At 59.4% G+C, this 17,603-nt stretch carries 19 protein-coding genes; 6 read left to right on the plus strand and 13 right to left on the minus strand.

Annotation, left to right across the window (positions count from 1 at the left end):
- The first annotated feature begins 221 nt into the window (after window positions 1-221).
- From phaeop14_RS14730 to phaeop14_RS14745, 4 genes are all read left to right on the plus strand, one after another.
- Entirely contained in the window at window positions 222-1,196 is a 975-nt protein-coding gene (locus tag phaeop14_RS14730) for a glutathione S-transferase family protein (protein ID WP_096789955.1), read from the plus strand.
- Window positions 1,197-1,627: 431 nt separating this feature from the next.
- A complete protein-coding gene (locus phaeop14_RS14735; RefSeq protein WP_096789956.1) occupies window positions 1,628-2,581 on the plus strand; it encodes a threonine-phosphate decarboxylase in 954 nt (317 codons plus the stop codon).
- On the plus strand, window positions 2,578-3,489 hold the full coding sequence (gene cbiB, locus phaeop14_RS14740) for an adenosylcobinamide-phosphate synthase CbiB (protein WP_096789957.1): 912 nt from the start codon (window positions 2,578-2,580) through the stop codon (window positions 3,487-3,489). Before phaeop14_RS14735 ends, cbiB begins: the two co-directional genes overlap by 4 nt.
- Window positions 3,490-3,528: 39 nt before the next feature.
- Window positions 3,529-4,701: a lytic murein transglycosylase gene (locus phaeop14_RS14745; RefSeq protein WP_096789958.1), complete on the plus strand. Its 1,173-nt coding sequence runs from the start codon at window positions 3,529-3,531 to the stop codon at window positions 4,699-4,701.
- Between the two features lie 48 nt (window positions 4,702-4,749).
- On the opposite strand, the gene phaeop14_RS14750 is transcribed toward phaeop14_RS14745, so the two are convergent.
- From phaeop14_RS14750 to phaeop14_RS14765, 4 genes are all read right to left on the minus strand, one after another.
- Window positions 4,750-5,088 (minus strand): hypothetical protein, encoded by a 339-nt coding sequence (locus tag phaeop14_RS14750; protein WP_244905776.1) that lies wholly within the window; start codon window positions 5,086-5,088, stop codon window positions 4,750-4,752.
- Window positions 5,089-5,203: 115 nt separating this feature from the next.
- On the minus strand, window positions 5,204-5,671 hold the full coding sequence (locus tag phaeop14_RS14755; RefSeq protein ID WP_040175997.1) for a YbjN domain-containing protein: 468 nt from the start codon (window positions 5,669-5,671) through the stop codon (window positions 5,204-5,206).
- A gap of 58 nt (window positions 5,672-5,729) precedes the next feature.
- Window positions 5,730-9,185: a chromosome segregation SMC family protein gene (locus tag phaeop14_RS14760; RefSeq protein ID WP_096789960.1), complete on the minus strand. Its 3,456-nt coding sequence runs from the start codon at window positions 9,183-9,185 to the stop codon at window positions 5,730-5,732.
- 126 nt (window positions 9,186-9,311) lie between these two features.
- Window positions 9,312-9,602 carry a hypothetical protein gene (locus phaeop14_RS14765; RefSeq protein WP_040181751.1) on the minus strand — a complete coding sequence of 97 codons (291 nt, stop codon included), beginning with the start codon at window positions 9,600-9,602 and terminating at the stop codon, window positions 9,312-9,314.
- Between the two features lie 203 nt (window positions 9,603-9,805).
- Here phaeop14_RS14765 and phaeop14_RS14770 point away from each other — a divergent pair, with 203 nt between their 5' ends.
- Window positions 9,806-10,576, plus strand: coding sequence for a FadR/GntR family transcriptional regulator (locus phaeop14_RS14770; protein ID WP_096789961.1), 771 nt, complete (start codon window positions 9,806-9,808; stop codon window positions 10,574-10,576).
- A gap of 38 nt (window positions 10,577-10,614) precedes the next feature.
- On the opposite strand, the gene phaeop14_RS14775 is transcribed toward phaeop14_RS14770, so the two are convergent.
- The 7 genes from phaeop14_RS14775 to phaeop14_RS14805 form a co-directional block, all read right to left on the minus strand.
- Window positions 10,615-11,364 carry an acyltransferase gene (locus tag phaeop14_RS14775; RefSeq protein ID WP_096789962.1) on the minus strand — a complete coding sequence of 250 codons (750 nt, stop codon included), beginning with the start codon at window positions 11,362-11,364 and terminating at the stop codon, window positions 10,615-10,617.
- 193 nt (window positions 11,365-11,557) lie between these two features.
- Window positions 11,558-12,118, minus strand: a complete 561-nt coding sequence (locus phaeop14_RS14780; RefSeq protein WP_024095749.1) for a F0F1 ATP synthase subunit B — start codon at window positions 12,116-12,118, stop codon at window positions 11,558-11,560.
- Between the two features lie 4 nt (window positions 12,119-12,122).
- On the minus strand, window positions 12,123-12,668 hold the full coding sequence (locus tag phaeop14_RS14785) for a F0F1 ATP synthase subunit B' (RefSeq protein ID WP_096789963.1): 546 nt from the start codon (window positions 12,666-12,668) through the stop codon (window positions 12,123-12,125).
- A gap of 86 nt (window positions 12,669-12,754) precedes the next feature.
- Window positions 12,755-12,979, minus strand: coding sequence for a F0F1 ATP synthase subunit C (locus phaeop14_RS14790; RefSeq protein WP_008562443.1), 225 nt, complete (start codon window positions 12,977-12,979; stop codon window positions 12,755-12,757).
- 57 nt (window positions 12,980-13,036) lie between these two features.
- Entirely contained in the window at window positions 13,037-13,840 is an 804-nt protein-coding gene (locus tag phaeop14_RS14795; protein ID WP_040176175.1) for a F0F1 ATP synthase subunit A, read from the minus strand.
- A gap of 27 nt (window positions 13,841-13,867) precedes the next feature.
- Window positions 13,868-14,212 carry an AtpZ/AtpI family protein gene (locus phaeop14_RS14800; RefSeq protein WP_014876092.1) on the minus strand — a complete coding sequence of 115 codons (345 nt, stop codon included), beginning with the start codon at window positions 14,210-14,212 and terminating at the stop codon, window positions 13,868-13,870.
- A gap of 196 nt (window positions 14,213-14,408) precedes the next feature.
- A complete protein-coding gene (locus phaeop14_RS14805) occupies window positions 14,409-15,302 on the minus strand; it encodes a DMT family transporter (protein ID WP_040176172.1) in 894 nt (297 codons plus the stop codon).
- Window positions 15,303-15,397: 95 nt separating this feature from the next.
- On the opposite strand from phaeop14_RS14805, the gene phaeop14_RS14810 reads away from it, so the two are divergent.
- Window positions 15,398-15,745, plus strand: a complete 348-nt coding sequence (locus phaeop14_RS14810) for an ArsR/SmtB family transcription factor (protein ID WP_096789964.1) — start codon at window positions 15,398-15,400, stop codon at window positions 15,743-15,745.
- Between the two features lie 6 nt (window positions 15,746-15,751).
- Here the strand turns inward: phaeop14_RS14810 and phaeop14_RS14815 are convergent, their stop codons facing one another.
- Complete coding sequence (locus tag phaeop14_RS14815) at window positions 15,752-16,660, minus strand: DMT family transporter (protein WP_096789965.1); 909 nt, start codon at window positions 16,658-16,660, stop codon at window positions 15,752-15,754.
- A complete protein-coding gene (locus phaeop14_RS14820) occupies window positions 16,657-17,535 on the minus strand; it encodes a LysR family transcriptional regulator (RefSeq protein WP_096789966.1) in 879 nt (292 codons plus the stop codon). Before phaeop14_RS14820 ends, phaeop14_RS14815 begins: the two co-directional genes overlap by 4 nt.
- Between the last annotated feature and the right edge of the window lie 68 nt (window positions 17,536-17,603).

The following is a 17,603-nucleotide window of genomic DNA, read 5'->3' on the forward strand; positions in this document are numbered from 1 at the left end:
AAGGATAAAATCAAGTGAACTTTTTGAGTCATTTCCACGCGTTGGCCGCAGCACCACTTTAGATACACCTGAGTAAACCGCCGATATTTCCCCGTCGCGTCGCAGGCCCGCCACCTGTGCGTTGGCGCAGGGAAGCTGCGCGCCGACGGCCATGGGCGCAGGCGTCTACGCCGCCTAGGTTACAGCGAACAGTATGTATTCACAGCGCATAGGAGTTTTCGATGGGCCTCTTGATTGATGGCGTCTGGCACGACCAATGGTACGACACTGCGTCATCCGGTGGTGCGTTCAAACGCTCGCAGGCGCAGTTTCGGAACTGGGTCACCAAAGATGGACAGGCAGGACCATCCGGCAAAGGTGGCTTTGCCGCCGAAAGCGGACGCTACCATCTCTATGTTTCGCTGGCCTGCCCTTGGGCGCATCGCACACTCATCTTCCGTCAGCTAAAAGCGCTGACCGATCACATCACCGTTTCCGTTGTGCACCCGGATATGTTGGACAAGGGCTGGAGCTTTGAAAAGGACCACCATGGCGCCACAGGGGACCACCTGTTCGGATATGACCATGTGCACCAGATATACACCCGTGCCGATCCCCAGTACTCAGGACGGGTCACGGTTCCAATTCTTTGGGATAAAAAGGAAAATACTATCGTCTCAAACGAAAGCGCCGACATCATTCGCATGTTCAACAGCGCCTTTGACGAGATCACCGGCAACCACGACGACTATTGGCCGGAGGAACTGCGAGAACCGATTGAGGCCGTGAACAGCCGGGTCTATTCCACCTTGAACAATGGTGTCTACAAATGCGGTTTTGCCACCACACAGGAAGCGTATGATGCCGCGATCGACCCTTTGTTTGACACATTGGACTGGCTGGAAGATATCCTGTCAGAGCACCGCTTCCTTCTGGGTGACAGGCTGACTGAGGCGGACTGGCGGTTGTTTACCACATTGGTCCGCTTCGATCCTGTCTACCATCTGCATTTTAAGTGTAACCGTCGACGTTTGATCGATTATCCACATCTCTGGGCCTACACGCGTGCGCTTTATCAATGGCCGGGAGTGTCAGACACCGTCGGGAGGGAACATATCGTGCGCCACTATCACTACAGTCACGACACCATCAATCCTCATCGGATCATACCAACCAATCCGCGTATCGACTGGATGGCCCCACACCATCGTGACTGAAATTCGGTTGCCACCTCCAAAGAAAGTGACCGGTTGGCCATCAGGTCGTTCACGCATTCGAGGTACGCCATATCCGCAGCGACAATCCGTCGCGTCCGACGCGATTGTCGCCTGACGCGCTGTAAGTGTTGGCCTGAAGCCCCCTTGCGACCAACTCTGATAGGGAAAGCACAGGCGCTCGAATCAATAAAACTTCAGCAATTGCTCTATTCCTGAACCACATCAACTTGGGCAGAACACCCAATACTGACTTCCTCGAATTGCATCCATAAGATGTTTCTTCAACATGAGGCTCGCGGGAATTAGCGAGTTGTTGATCACGAGGAGCTATGGTTGCTTTCTCGTGACTGCTGTTCCATACGGCAGTACTGGGTCAGCATATGGCGTGGCCCTCGGTTCTAGTTCATTGTTTAAGGCCCAAGATGACTGGCATGCTGGATCTGACAGAGGTCCCCCAGCGGGACCACGGCGGCAACCTCAGCGCCGCAATTTCCGAATATGGTGGTGTAGCCAGCGACTGGATCGATATCTCGACCGGGATCAATCCCGTGCCCTACCCGGTGGCTGATCTGACCGTCGCAGACTGGGGTGCTCTGCCCGATCAAGCCGCGCTGAACGGATTGATCACTGCTGCGCGCAGTTTCTGGCAAGTACCAAAAGAAGCGGCAATTCTGGCAGCGCCAGGGGCTTCGGCACTGATCGCGGCAATTCCGGCCTTGGCAGATCCGCGCTGGGTACAAATAACGCCACCGACCTACAACGAACACGCCGCCGCGTTCACTGCTCGCGGGTGGCAGACGGTCACTTCCGGCCCGGCAGAGGCCTGCGTGCTGGTTCACCCAAACAACCCAGATGGCCGCCGCTGGGACGCCGGAGATGTGCAGGCCCCTCTGGTCGTGATCGATGAGAGCTTCTGTGACGTCTGCCCTGCAGAGAGTCTGATGCACCTGGCCGAGCGCCCCGGCGTTGTCATCCTCAAAAGTTTTGGCAAGTTCTGGGGCCTCGCAGGGCTGAGGCTGGGATTTGCCATCGGCGATCCCTGCCTGATAGGCGATCTTGCCGCATGGCAGGGGCCATGGGCTGTCTCCGGTCCGGCCCTGCGTATCGGCGCGCAAGCGCTACAGGATGTGGACTGGGCAAACACCACGCGGGCGCGGTTGCAGCAGGATGCAAAACGGCTGGACAAGATGGTGACCGAAAAGGGAGCGAAACTGGTCGGCGGCACCGATCTATTCCGCCTGTATGAAGTGGACGATGCCGCTGCATGGCAGGCCCGGCTCGCCGGCGCTCAAATTTGGACTCGTATTTTCCCATACTCTAAAACCTATCTGCGGCTTGGTCTGCCGACGGGTGAAGGTTGGGCACGGCTTGAGGCCGCTCTGTGACCACTGCCGCCCTGTTGATCCCGGCGCTGCTGCTGGATGCCATTTTTGGGGAGCCGCGCTGGCTCTGGTCACGGTTGCCCCATCCCGCAGTTCTGATGGGGCGTGCCGTGTCCCTCGTTGATCAGACGCTGAACACCGCAAAGCACCGCAAAGCGCGTGGCGTTCTGGCTATAACGCTTCTTGTAGTATCAGCGGGCTGGCTTGGCTGGCTGCTGACTCTGTTCGGCCCCTTGGTTCAAATCTTGGTCGCGGCCATTTTGCTGGCGCAGCGGTCGCTCTGCGATCACATAGAGGCCGTGGCCGATGGTCTGCGTCTTGATTTGACAAAAGGCCGCAAGGCGGTTGCGTTGATTGTCAGCCGAGACACCTCTGGTATGACCACGCCGCAGGTCGCACGTTCTGCCATCGAAAGCGGGGCAGAGAACTTTTCCGATGGCGTAGTCGCCCCTGCGTTCTGGTTTCTGATCGGCGGCCTCCCGGGCCTGATGATCTATAAGATCACCAATACAGCAGACAGCATGATCGGTTACAGAACGCCGCGTCACAGAGAATTTGGCTGGGCGGCTGCCAGGTTGGATGACCTGCTGAACCTAATCCCGGCGCGCCTATCCGCATTGATGATTGCCACCGTTGGCTTGGTCTTGCGTAGCTGGCCTGACATTACCCAGGATGCCCGCCGCCACCGCTCCCCGAATGCTGGCTGGCCCGAGGCCGCAATGGCGCGCGCGATGCGGATCGCGCTCGCCGGTCCGCGATCCTACGATGGGAAACTGCAGGACTTCGCCTGGGTCAACGCCAGTGGCTCCAAAAGCGCCAGCGCCCACAGCATCATGCGCTGCATACATCTTCTATGGGCTTCTTGGGCCTTCGGGCTTGCGCTAACGGTTGCCATTGCCGCGCTGTTGTAGCTAACAAGGGGCAGCACTCTCAAAAAGGACACGCTACCTGTGTTGCGCACAAGCATTCTCGCCCTTGTCTCATTTCTGCTTCCGCTTCAGGCCCATGCGCAATGTGGTGGCGGGTTTCGCAATTTCGTTCAGCTGATGAAGGAAGAGGCGCTGACGGGGGGCTATGACAGCGCCACGGTCAATCGTTTCTTTGAGAACGTGCGCCAAGATCCCGCAGTCCTAAAGGCCGACCGCGCGCAGGGCGTGTTCCAGAAACCCTTCATCGAGTTTTCGCGCAGGTTGATCTCCAAGAGCCGCCTGGACCGTGGTCAAGCGATGTCGCGTAAATACGACGCCACATTCCGCAGGATAGAGACGACCTATGGCATTGATCGCAGCGTTTTGCTCGCGTTCTGGGCCTTTGAAACCGACTACGGCGCAGTGCAGGGAAATTTCAACACGTTGAATGCGCTGGTGACCCTGGCCCATGATTGCCGTCGGCCCGAGTTGTTCCGTCCGCAGGTCTTTGCCGCACTGGAATTGTTCCGTCAGGACAATTTTGATCCGCGCCGCACCACCGGCGCCTGGGCCGGTGAAATCGGCATGGTCCAGATGCTGCCCGGCGATATTCTGGAAAACGGTGTTGATGCCGATGGTGACGGCCATGTCAGCCTCAAGACGTCCGCCCCAGATGCATTGATGTCCGGCGCAAAGATGCTTTCTCATCTGGGATGGCGCCCGAATGAGCCTTGGTTGCAGGAGGTGACGATCCCTGCCGATCTCGACCTGAGCCTTAGCGGTGTTCACCACAAGAGAACAGTTGCTGACTGGCAAGCACTGGGCGTAAACCCTCGTGCGGGTCGGCTAGCGGAGCATGACACAAAGGCCGCGCTGATCCTGCCGCAGGGGCATAAGGGGCCTGCCTTCCTCGCCTACCCCAATTTCGACGTCTATTTCGAATGGAACCAGAGCTTTACCTATGTGCTGACTGCCGCATATTTTGCGACCCGGTTGTCGGGCGCTGCGAGCTACGATGCAGGCAATCCAGACACCGGCCTTGCGGCAAAACAAATGGAACAGTTGCAGCGCAAGCTTCAGGCACGCGGTCATGACGTCGGTGATGTTGATGGGATCCTGGGTGCCAAGACACGTGTTGCTGTCCAAAAAGAACAAAAACGCCTTGGCCTCCCCGCTGACGCCTGGCCAACACCAGCGCTGTTGTCGCGTCTCTGATCTATTGGAGGAAATCGCCCCCGGGGGCGGTTTCCGCAGGATTGTGTCTCAGGGAATTTGCGATGATCGCACCGGAAACCTCTGCCCGTCAGAGGTAATGACCACAGTGCGATCCCGGTTGGTCACATATTGATCGCAACGGGACATGCCATTGACGAAAGTCACACAGACCTGACCATCCTGCGCGACACGATAGCTGCCCCATGCAGTGCCACCGCCATTTGCCGCTGAATAAGTGTAGGAATAGGCTCCGTCCTCCCCGAACAGCGCCTCACCATCATCATAAAAAACAATTGATTGCCCCGGCAGCGCCGCAAGCGCCTCTTCGTCGTAGGGCTGATCACCCGCCCGCATTGCCCCATCCTGCGCCAATACAATACTTGGCACTTGGATTGATCCGAGAAGTACAAAAAAGACCAGCAGCAAGTGGTGTCTCATGCTGCCAGCCTAGCGAAATTCTCTCCCAGCCCCACCTCACATTTCGGTGACAGGGCAGACGCGATCACCAGTTGATGAATTCCTCGAAATCCTGAACGATCCGCGACCAGTAGCCCAGCAGCTCAGCAAAATCGTCGGGATTCATGCCGGTGTCCCCCAGATACACATCCAATTCGACCCGAGCGGACCCTTCGTCCGAAATATAGGCCCGACCAAAACGGTTTTCGGTGTTCCACTCATTGATCTTGACCACACGCACGCCGCCATCTGTCTGATAACCGGAGAAGAACTGGATCGCATCACAGTTCTTGTTGTTTTCGCAGCCGTAGAAATAGATTGAGAAATCATTGCCGTAGTAGTCGACCTTCAGCTTTGGGTCGCCGACATCATCGGTGGTGACCTCAAATTCAACGCCTTCGGTCTCGAAGAAACGCGCAAGGGTGGTCGCATCCTTGGCCAGAATGTTTTCAGCATGCCCAAGGCCCGGGAGGACAAACAGGGCAGCGGCGGTCAGTAGAGAAAGAAATTTCATTGTAAATCCTGTCATTGGCGCGCCGACGATAGAACCTACGCCGCATTGGAACAAGGGGTCAGGCGACCAGCGCCTCGGCTTTCTTGAGGTCCACGGACACCAGTTGGCTGACACCTTTTTCCTGCATCGTGACCCCGAATAGCCGGTCCATCCGCGCCATCGTCACCGCATGGTGCGTGATAATCAGAAAGCGCGTGTCGGTTTGGCGGCACATCTCGTCCAGCAAATCGCAGAAGCGAGTCACATTGGCATCGTCCAGCGGCGCGTCCACCTCGTCCAGCACACAAATTGGCGCCGGATTGGACAGAAACACCGCGAAAATCAGGGCCATGGCCGTCAATGTCTGTTCGCCTCCTGACAGCAGTGACAGCGTCGAGAGTTTCTTGCCCGGCGGCTGGCACATGATTTCAAGCCCGGCATCCAGCGGATCATCACTTTCAACCATGACCAGATTGGCCTCCCCGCCGCCGAAGAGGTGGGTGAACAGCATGGTAAAGCTCGCATTCACCTCCTCAAACGCGGTCAGCAACCGTTCGCGGCCTTCGCGGTTGAGGCTGGCGATACCCGCCCTTAGTGTCTTCACGGCCTCTTCCAGATCTGCCTTCTCGCGCACCAATTGGTCGTGCTCGTCCTGGACCGCGCGCGCATCTTCTTCTGCGCGCAGATTGACCGCTCCCAGCGCGTCGCGCTGACGCTTATGACGGTTGACCTCTGCCTCCAGCTCCTCCGCGTTCGGCATGTCTTCAGGTGTGGCATTAAGGCTGGCCAACAGATCGTCAGGTACCGTCTGTTGTTCTTCGCGAATACGCGCCTCGGCATGACCAACGGCTTCGCGGGCTGCGTCACAACGTGCCTCTGCCCGGGCCCGTGCCTCGCGCGCCTCAGAGGCCAGTCGAGCGCATTCACGCTCGTTTTGAACGGCATCGCGCAGGACGGATTCGGCACCAATCAGTGCATCTGAGGCAACCGCTTTGCGCGCTTCTGCCTCTTCAATGGCAAGGTTCAGTTCCTCGTGGGTTTCCGCAATCTCGGCAGGCACCGCATGTGCTTCTTGCAGCTCTTCCTCGGTCGCGGCACGCCGTTCCGTCAACTCGGCAATCCGCCTGTCTGCGCTATCCAGCCGGTGGCGCCACCCGGAGAGATCCTTGGTGACCTGCTGCCCACGTGCGGTGCGGGCCTCTCCCTCACGCCGCAGCTCATCCTGCGTAGACCGATGGGTCAGCATGGTGATCCGGGCCGCTTCCACCGCCTGCTTTACATCCTCTACCTTGGCACGCGCCTCAGCGAGGTCTTCCAGCCCTTCGACAGCGGTTTCCGCTTCCGTCAACTGTGCCTGCGCTGCGGCGGCGTCCTCTTCATGTCGGGCAACCGCGATGCCAAGAGTTTCCAGCTTGCCTTCGGACAGATTGCGATGGCTTTCAGCCCGGCTCAGCGCGCGCGCCGCATCGGCAACGCGTTGATCGGCAACCCGGCGCGCCTGACGCGCTGCCTGATCGGCGGTGGTGACCTCCGCCAGCTTGCGCATCAGAACCTCATGCGCAGCCTTGGCCCCATCCGCGCGCGCGCCGACATGCTCCATATCCTGTTTCAGCGTTTCAAGGCGGTTCATCTGCTCCAGCCGCAACGCCGCTGCACTTGGCGCATCCTCAGCCCAAGCCCGGAACCCATCCCAGCGCCACAGATCGCCTTCCAGAGTAACCAGACGCTGCCCTGGCATCAGCCGCGAATGCAGATCACGCGCGGCATCCCCATCGACAAGGCCAACCTGAGAAATCCGACGATGCAGAGCATCAGGGCAACTGACATGCAGTGAGAGCGGCACCGCACCCGCTGGTAGCGGCGCATCTCCGTCATATGGTGGCAAAGTGACCCAACCGCTCGGCCCATCAACCTCCGCCAGGGGCGCACGCAGGTCATCGGCAAGAGCCGCGCCAAGCGCTTTCTCGTATCCCGCTGCAACGCGCATCTCGTCCAGAACATGGCCGCCCTCGGCGGTATCGCGCTCCACAAGCTTCGCAAGCGCCGTCACCTCCGCCCGCAGTGCGCCCAATTCGCCCTCCGCCTCAGAGCGGCGGGCGCGGGCCTCAGCCTCGCGCGATTGGGTATCATTGCGCGCCTCGTCGGCCGCGGCCAGCGCCTCATCCGCGAGCTCAGCAGCGGCGCGCGCTTCCTCCTCGGCCTCGACCGCGGCTTCAAACGCGGCCTCTGCCTGAGCCAGCGTATCGCGGGCCTCGGCCATCGCGTCGCGGGAGCTGCCCCCGTCCTCCTCGGCACGAAGCAAAGCACGGCGGCAATCCTCGACCTGACGCTGCGCTGATTGATGGCGCGCCGCAAGCCGCGCCACATCCTCTGTCAGGCTTGTCAGATGTTCTTCGCGGGCCTGAAGCACCGAGACTGCTTCTCGCGACCGCTCGGCAGCCTCAGCCATACGATCATCGTGACCGATGGCGGCCCGCGCCAGTTCACGCTGTTCCCAGTCCAGCCGTTCAATCGTTTCGCCAGCATCCCGGTTCAGCCCGCTTTCGCGCTCAATATCGCGGCCAAGCTGCGCCACGCGGTTGGTCAGCGTTTCGATTGTCTGACGCGCCTGCGCTTCCTGATCACTCAGTGCATCGCGCTGCACAAACAGCCGTTGCAGCACGGCGGCAGCAATGGCCTCCTCTTCGCGCAGGGGAGGCAGTGCGCTCTCAGCCTCCAGCCGCTTGCCATCAGCAACACGGGCCAGCGCCTCTGCCTTGGCCGCCTGGGTCTCGCGGCTGCGCAGGATATCTTCAGCTTCCAGCCGCGCGTCGTCCGCCTCCCGCCAGCGGCGATAGAGCAACATGCCCTCGGCCCGTCGCAGCTGTTCACCGATATCGCGATACCGCTGTGCCTGACGCGCCTGACGGGCCAGCTGCGAGAGCTGTGCTGCGAGCTGTTCAATCACATCGTCGACGCGCAACAGGTTCTGTTCGGTGTTTTTCAGCTTCAGCTCGGCCTCGTGCCGCCGCTGGTAGAGGCCAGAGATACCTGCTGCCTCTTCCAGAATACGCCGCCGCGCCTTCGGTTTGGCGTTAATCAACTCGGCAATTTGCCCCTGTCGGACCAGGGCAGGAGAATGCGCGCCAGTTGAGGCATCGGCAAACAGCATCTGCACATCGCGCGCGCGCACATCTTTCCCGTTGGTCTTGTAGGCGCTGCCGACATCACGGGTAATACGGCGCAGAATTTCCAGATTGTCGCTCTCGTTGAAACCAGATGGGGCCAGCCGTTCACTGTTGTCAATCTGCAGGCTGACCTCGGCAAAATTGCGGGCTGGCCTGGAGCTGGTCCCCGCGAAGATCACGTCTTCCATACCGCCGCCACGCATTGCCTTTGGGCGGTTTTCGCCCATCACCCAGCGCAGCGCCTCAAGAAGGTTGGATTTGCCACAGCCGTTTGGGCCGACAACCCCGGTCAGGCCATCTGCGATCAACAGATCCGTTGGGTCCACAAAGCTCTTGAAGCCGTTCAGTCTGAGTTTCGAGAAGCGCAAGCCGATATCCTGTGATTCATTGGGATGTAAGTGTCATGGGTTTGTTACACCACTGTCAATGTGGCCGCCCCCCAAATCCGCTGGGTCAGCGTCATATCGCCACCATATATTGTGGATAACTCTTCATTACGCGGCTTCGCCGCTCCCGCAGTCCAAGCGCCCGACGAGGACAGCCTGATCGCCCAGGACATCGCGCACCGGGCAGCCGCTTGCCATTTCCATAGCGCGTTGCGCGCGTTTCCGGATGGGGCCAAGGCGCGGCGCATATTGAGGATTGACGCGCACCGCCTCTGCGAGTGATCCGCGCAGGCGCACCTCAAATACGCTGCCCTCCACCGTGATCCGCTGCACCGCTTGACCACGGAAATGCGGGCTTGCCGTATCGCAGGCTGTAAGCGGAACAGCAAGAAGGAACATAAAAATGGGGCGGAATCGAACCGCTCGCCTGAAAAAATCACGCATCTGTATCCCTGCGCCGAATGAGACTGTGTCTTCGCTCGTCCCTTCGAACTAGCATGGAATAGGCGCGCTGTCTGCTGAATGGGCGCACATCCCCTTGCGATGGCCTTGGCCCCGTGGTCATATGTTTTGACCAATCGCGCATCCAAAAGACTGACAGCATGCCCTTTCAAAAAGTACAGCCCGAAAAACTCTCTGCGTCTGTGGTGCGCCAGATTGAGCAGTTCATCCTGCGCGGCATCCTCACACCCGGCGAACGGCTCCCTGCCGAGCGGGAGTTGGCGGAGCGTCTGGGGGTCTCACGGCCCTCGTTGCGCGATGCGCTGGCCGAATTGCAAGATCGCGGTCTACTGGTCTCGCGGGCGGGCGCCGGAGTGTTTGTCGCCGATGTGCTTGGCTCTGCGTTTTCACCGGCCTTGGTTCAGTTGTTTGCAAGCCATGATGAGGCGGTTTTCGACTACCTCAGCTTTCGCCGAGATTTGGAAGGCCTGGCCGCCGAGCGCGCCGCCAAATACGGATCCAATTACGATTTGGAAGTGATCCAGACGATTTTCGACAAGATGGAGCAGGCTGGTGATCCCGCCATCTCAGAAGAGGCAGCCGCGCTCGACGCCCAGTTCCATTCCGCAATCATGGATGCGAGCCACAATGTGGTCATGCTGCATATGATGCGCTCGATGTTTGAGCTGCTGCGTGAAGGTGTTTTCTATAATCGTCGCGTTATGTTCCAACAGCACACCACGCGCGATGCCCTCTTGGCCCAGCACAGCGCCATCAACGCCGCGCTACAGGCCCGCGACCCTTCGGCAGCACGGGCCGCTGTTGAAACCCATCTGGACTATGTGAAGCAGGCCCTGACTGACCATCAGCGCGCCCTGCGCAATGCAGAGGTGGCCAAGCAACGTCTGCAGCATGAAATCAGCAAAACCTGAGAGAGCCCATCCGCAGGTTTAAACAGCCTGTACCCCCATCAGGATTTGGGTAAAGACGCCATCCACTCGGCAACGACGGCCTCGGGGTATCCTCGGTGGAAATGGGATTTCCACGGATAGGCCGCCCGGTCAGTGCCATCCTTCAGGCGAACCCGGTTGGCATCTCCCCGGTCAACGGCGGGGTTGCCAACCGCGATCCGATGATCTGCAACATCTTTGGTGACGGCGCTGCACGCACCCACCAGGGCCCCCTCCCCGACAGTGACTCCCGGCAGAACAGTGGTCATCGTGGCGATCACAGCAAATGATTTGATCCGCGCGCCCAGTAAGACCTCGCTCGGCGGATGCGGATCATTGGTCAGCACGACGTAGGGAAAGATCCAAACGTAGTCTTCAACAACGCTCTTTTGTCCGATGTGCACATTGCTGTGCAGCCGCACGTAGTCCCCAATAGTGCAATGACCCTGGATATCGCTCAGTGTGCCGATCTGAAACCCGCGCCCAGCCTGGGTGAGTTCGCGCACTGTGACCCGATGCCCGGTCACCAGGCCGTCACCGAAGCTTGAGCTTTCGTAGAAAACGCTATGGGAGCGGATCGTCGACTCTTCCCCGATGCGCAACGGAGAGCCATCCCCCAGACGGGTTGCGACGCCCAGCTCACAATTGCTTCCGATGTTGGTCCCCGCGCCAATTTCAACGTTGTCATGAACGATCGAAAAGGGGCCGATTTCGACGCTCGGGTGGATCTTGGCCTTGGGGCTGACAATGGCCGTCGGATGGGCGCGCATCTGTGACTCCTCTGGTAACCGAAAGCCCCGCCAGCAGGCAGGGTCTTGCGCTCTCTTCTATCGCTCAGCCTGCGTTCAATCCACCATTTTAGGGAAAGTAAGGATGTGCGCGGTTATCGCAGGCAACGCATTTGAATACAAAAAACCCGGCCACTTGGGCCGGGTTCTTTAACAGCGTCGATGCAAGAGCAAATTAGTGCAGCTTGGCGTCCACGTCGGCGATAGCAGCGTCGATCAGCTTGTTGGCTTCGGTCGCTGTCATCTGTTTCGAGATCACCGCATCCGCCGCTGCAATTGCAACGGTGATTGCCTGATCGCGCACTTCTTTCACCGCGGAGTCCTGCGCCGCTGTGATCTGTTCCTCGGCAGCGGTCATGCGACGCGCAATCGAGACTTCCAGGTCAGCCTTGGCTTGGTCAGCTGCTTTCGCAGCATCTTCACGCGCCGACGCAACGATCCGATCAGCCTGCGCCTGAACTTCCTGCTGCTTGCGTTCGTAAGAGGCCAGAATGGTCTGGGCTTCTTCACGCAGGGCACGGGCCTCTTCGAGGTCCTTTTTGATGCCTTCGGCGCGGGCGTCCAGCTGGCCACCCAGCAGACCGGGCACCTTTGCATAAAGCAGGATGCCGACGAACAGCAGGAACGCGAGCGTAACGACAAAGTCGGTGTTGCTCATCGACAGGAACGGGCCGGACGCCGCGAATGCGGGGCTGGTGGCACCAAAGGTCAGAGCAAGAGCCAGTACAGAGCGCATGTTCTTATCCTTTCATCCGGTCGGCAACCGCAGCTGCGACGGCTTTTTCGTCTGCCTTGCCACCAAAGGTGGCGACGATCTCAGCGGCGGTATCAACAGCGACGGCTTCGACGCTGGCGATGGCACCGGCCTTGATCTCGGCGATGACGGCTTCTGATTCCACTGCCTTGGCCGCAATCTGTGCGTCTGCCTTGGCAATGGCCTCATCCAGATCTGCCTGAATTTCCGCACGGGTTTCAGCAGCGATGCGCTGAGCCTCTGCACGGGCATCTGCCAGAGCTTGGTTATAAGCGGTTTCGGCCTCTACGGCTTTGGCCTTCAGGTCTTCAGCCGCGGCGAGGTCGTTGGTAATGGTTCCCTGACGCTCGGCCAACACTGCCGCAATGCGGGGCAGCGCGATGCGCGACAGGATGAAATAGATCACGACGAGCGTGACCACGAGCCAGAAGATCTGGTTCGCATAGGTCGAGAAGTCCAGCTGCGGCATACCGCCCGAACCGTGGGCGGCCTCTGCGGCACCGTGACCTGCGTCCTGCGTCTGAGTTGCCATGTCGTCCTCCTAGGGAACTTGCCGTTACACCGGGCGGCGCGGTCATCCACACCGCCCGGCCGTAAGGAAAATGGTTCCGAAGGGTCTTAGACGGCGAACATCAGCAGCAGAGCGACCAGGAACGAGAAGATGCCCAGAGCTTCTGCAAATGCGATGCCGATGAAGAGGGTTGCGGTCTGGGAAGCAGCCGCGGAGGGGTTGCGCAGAGCGCCTGCCAGGAAGTTAGCAGCAACGTTGCCAACACCCAGTGCAGCAATACCAGTACCCATGCCAGCCAGGCCAGCGCCGATGTGTGCGAGTTCGCCTTCCATTGTGTATCTCCTTACGATTGGAAGTTGAGGATCTTATTGTTCGGACCTGACCGCGTCTTAGTGCGACGGGTGCAGCGCGTCCTTCAGGTACACGCAGGTCAGAATGGTGAACACGTAGGCCTGAATGAAGGCCACGAGAACTTCGAGTGCGTAAACCGCGGTGATGGCAAAGATCGGCAGGAAGCTGAACAGGCCCAATGCGCCTGCAAAACCTGCGAATACCTTCAGAACCGCGTGGCCCGCCATCACGTTACCCGCAAGACGAATGCAGTGGCTGACAGGACGCACAAAATAGGAAATCAGTTCGATGATCGCGAGCACCGGGCGCAATGCCAGCGGTGCGGAGCCAACCCAGAACAGGCCCAGAAACTTAGTCCCGTGCAGCACAAAACCAGTCACGGTCACGGTCACGAACACCAGCATGGCCAGAACTGCAGTCACGGCAAAATGCGATGTGGTCGTGAAGCTGCCCGGGATCAGGCCCAGCATGTTCGCGGTCAGGATGAACATGAACAGGGTCATGATATAGGGGAAGAACTTCAGACCGTCTTTGCCGGTCACGTCTTCGACCATCTTATAGATGAAGCCATAGGCGAGTTCAGCAACCGACTGGATGCGCGACGGGACAATCGCGCGTTTTGCAGACCCCAGAACCATCAGCGCGAAGATCGCGACAATCGCAAGACCCATCCAGAGGGTCACGTTGGTCGGAGTGTAGAAGTTCAGCTCACCTGCGCCACCCAGCGGCTTGACCAGGAACTGGTCAGTCGGATGGATCTGGAGGCCCGGAATAGCGGGGGCAAAGAACAGCCCAGACGCAAGTACCAGCAGAAAAGCTGCACCAAAGATTAGTTTGCCCATTGTCCCGTTTCTCCTGTCGCCGGGGGATCAGTCCCGGTCCTGCGCATCTTGTTCGGCCATTTCGGCCAGTTTCTTTTCCTGGATCTCTTGCGCGCTGCGGAGCATTGTCTTCACCCCGGCCGCCAGACCCAGCATCGTGAACAGCACCAGAAAGATCGGTATGGTCCCAAGCAGAAGGTCCAACCCGTATCCGATACCAAAGCCGATCATCAGACCGGCCACCAACTCAATCACCATCCGCCAAGCTTGATTGGCTGTCGAATAATGCTCATCCACGCGCGGCTTGGGCTCTTGGGCCTTACGCGCCTCTGCCAACTTGGCCTCTAGCTGCGCCAAGCGCTGCTTGTCTGGCTCTTGTGACACGGTCGCCATCCTCACGTGAATTCTGTTGCGGTGCTAAGGAGTCCTCGCCTCAGAGTCAACAACCCTGAAAGCCCTGCGACGTCGAGCGCAACTAATTGTAATTATTAAGTTATGCCTGGGGCCTACCGCATCACCTCCTGCACGTCTGAGGAGCAGGCGACGGTTTTTCGGTCAAAATCCATATTCAACCAAAAGGTTGATTTTATCAGAGGGCCGGTCGCCGCCGAATTTTACGCAGCAGGCGACCATCGATCAGCGCCAGTCCGATCAGGATCAGGCTCATCCCTGTCAGGTGCTCCAGTTTGAGCGGCTCCTGCAAGATCCAGGCCCCCATCGCCAGGGCGGAAACCGGCGCGATCAGCGTTGGCAGGGTGATATTGGTCGGCCCAACCCGAGGCAGCACCCAATAGAACAGGATGAAAGCTGCGGACGTCAGGATGAAACCGATGATGAACAACGCGCCCCAAGTCTCCAATCGGGTGATCACCGGCAGACCTTCAGCCCAAATCGCCAGCGGCGTGATGGCCGCAGTGGCCCCGGTCAAGGCAACAGCGACAAGGACCACTGGATCGATGTCACGAAACTGGCGGGCAATATTGACCGAAAACGCGTAACACAACGGCGCACAAAGCGTAACGAGCACAGCCCAGACCTCGGACTGGCGTCCGCCATGCAGCAGCGGCCACGACAAGACTAGAATACCAAGAAAGCCGAAAACCACGCCCAGTGACTTCTGCCAGGTCGCCCGCTCTCCACCCGGCCAGAAATGCGCCACCATAACAGCAAGCGCCGGGGTAAACGCATTGAGGATCCCGGCCACGCCGCTGGCAATATGCTGCTGTCCCAGCGCGTAGAAGGCAAAGGGCGCCGCATAGCTCAGGACACCAAAACCAAAAAGCGCCAGCCAACGCCGTGGTTGGTCCGGCACCCGCTTACGCGCCGCCACGACATAGATCCAACATCCCAGCGCACCAAAGCCAACCCGCCCCATGGACACCGACAATGGTCCCAGCTCGCGCAGTAAAACAGCATTGAACATGAAGGACATGCCCCAGCCGATCCCAAGTACAAAGATCGCCGCCCAGTATTTCAATGCCATATCATGTCTCTTTCGCGCTCTGTCGTCGTTGCCGGTGATATGCAGCTAGCGGCTTGGGATTGTCGACCCGCATCTTGCGGTTTAGGTGTGTCGGCATGAGCGATCCTCTTGATACCGTATTTGCCGCCCTTGCGGACCCAACCCGGCGCAGCATTCTGACCATGCTGCTGGAGGACGACATGGCCGTCACCGATGTTGCTGAACCGTTTGACATGTCGCTCGCGGCGATCTCCAAACACCTGATGATCCTGACACGGGCAGGCCTCATTGCGCAGGAAAAACGTGGCCGCGTGAAGTGGTGCAAGCTGCAGCCGGACGCCATGCGGTCCGCCTCCGTCTGGATGCAGGGGTTTGGTCAGTTCGAGCCCGTCAATCTGGACGCGTTTGAGCGCTTTCTGGAAACCGAACTCGGCAGCCCGACAGCAGATCCCGCCTCCGAGTGAAGCGGGTTAGCCTGATTGCGTATTCGGCACTGCGCTGCGCCCCTCCCGTAGCAGCAACCAAAGCGCCCAGATGGTGCAAACCACGCCCAGCGCCACGATGCCACTAGGTGCCGGACGGCCCAGCGCAATTTCCCACAAGATGACCCAGCTTGGCGTCAGGTAGGTATAGGCCATGACCTTGGCTGAGGGCAGATGTAGCGTTGCATATTGTAGCAGAACAAATGTAGCGGCACTGGCGATCAGCGCAACATAGAGCAGGACCACCCAGACAAGCGGTGACAGCCCGGTCCAATCCGTGGCGCGAATGTCGCCCCAGCCGACCACCAACAGGATTATTGCGCCCGCGACCAACATCCCGAAGGTGAACACCACCGCGGGCTCGCCCCGGTTCAGCAAGCGTACCATCGGCGTATAGGCGGCGTGGGCCACACATCCCCAGAAATATATCATCTCTCCACGGCCAATTTCAAAGGCCCAGATGGCCGACGGGTCGCCGCGAAAAATCACCCAGATTGCCCCCACAGCACCAATCGCCAACGCCAGCGCCATCCGCCATGTCGTGATCTGGCGTAGCAGGATCCATCCGAAAACCCCACTCAGCACCGGTGTAAGTGTAAATACCGCAGCCGCACTCACTGGCGCGGCGGTTTGCAATCCGTAGAACATCAGCACGAAGTAGATGGCAAACAGCCCCCCCAGCACGAGGAAACGCCAAGGCGCCACAAAATCTTTGCGCCGCAGGCCATGGGTGAGCTGTGCCGCAATGCCGATCACCACCGCAGCAATCACAAACCGAATGGCATTGAGGGCCATGGGAGCGATGTCATTGGCCACCATCGCGCCAAGCGAAAACGATCCGGCCACCAAGGCCGAAAACACCAGCATTGCGAGATGACCGCGATAGCTCGGTGTCATGCGGTCCAGGCCTTCGCTTCGGCTTTCAGGAAGCTGAGGAAACTCTGCACCTTGGTTGTGCGGTGCAGATCAACATGGGTGACAAGCCACAATTCGCCCGCCCACTCTGGCAGGGGTTCCATCATCTGGGTCAACCCAGGATGCCGCTCCGCCTCCCAGCGGGTCAGGAAACCAATCCCCGCTCCTGCCAGCAGAGCCTCCTGCATCGAGACGGCGTTCACGCAGCGAAACGACAGCGCACTCTCGGGCGCGTGGGCACGCAGCCAGCGGGAATAAGGCGCCCGGCTATCTATGTCGTCATTGCAGATGAACCGATGGTTGGACATATCGTCCAGCCCTTTCAGCGGACCGAACCGTTCAATATATGAGGCACTGGCGTAAAGCCCGTGTTGTTGCCGCATGAAGGGCTGAACCACATTGTCGGGCTGTTCCGGCGGAGATCCGGCGCGGATCGCGACATGCGCCTCCCCGTATTCCAGTCGAAACAGGCGGCTACCGGTCAGAAAGCGGATCACCAACTCGGGGTGTTGACGCTGAAATTCCGTGAGCGCGGGCACCAGCAGTGTCGACATCGAGGACAGCGAGGTCACGACCAATTCGCCGGATACCGCATCCCCATGCCCTTTGAGCCGACCAACCAGCTGACCAAACTGATCATCCGTGGCCTGCGCCACCCGCAGCAGATCTTGGCCGGCCTCGGTCGGGGTGTAACCACGAGCGTGGCGCTGGAACAGCTTGACGCCGAGACGCGCCTCAATTGCATCGACGTGGCGGATGACTGTCGCGTGATGGACGCCCAACACCTCGGCGGCGCCGCTCACGGTTCCCATCCGAGCCACCTGATAGGCGGTGCGTACCTCGTCCCAGTTTTCCATGGTCACCTCTCATCTGCGTATTACTTGCCGCAACCATGCACATTCCGCAGGCTCTAGCCAGCGAAAGG

It is taken from the genome of Phaeobacter piscinae, from assembly GCF_002407245.1.
Classification (GTDB): domain Bacteria; phylum Pseudomonadota; class Alphaproteobacteria; order Rhodobacterales; family Rhodobacteraceae; genus Phaeobacter; species Phaeobacter piscinae.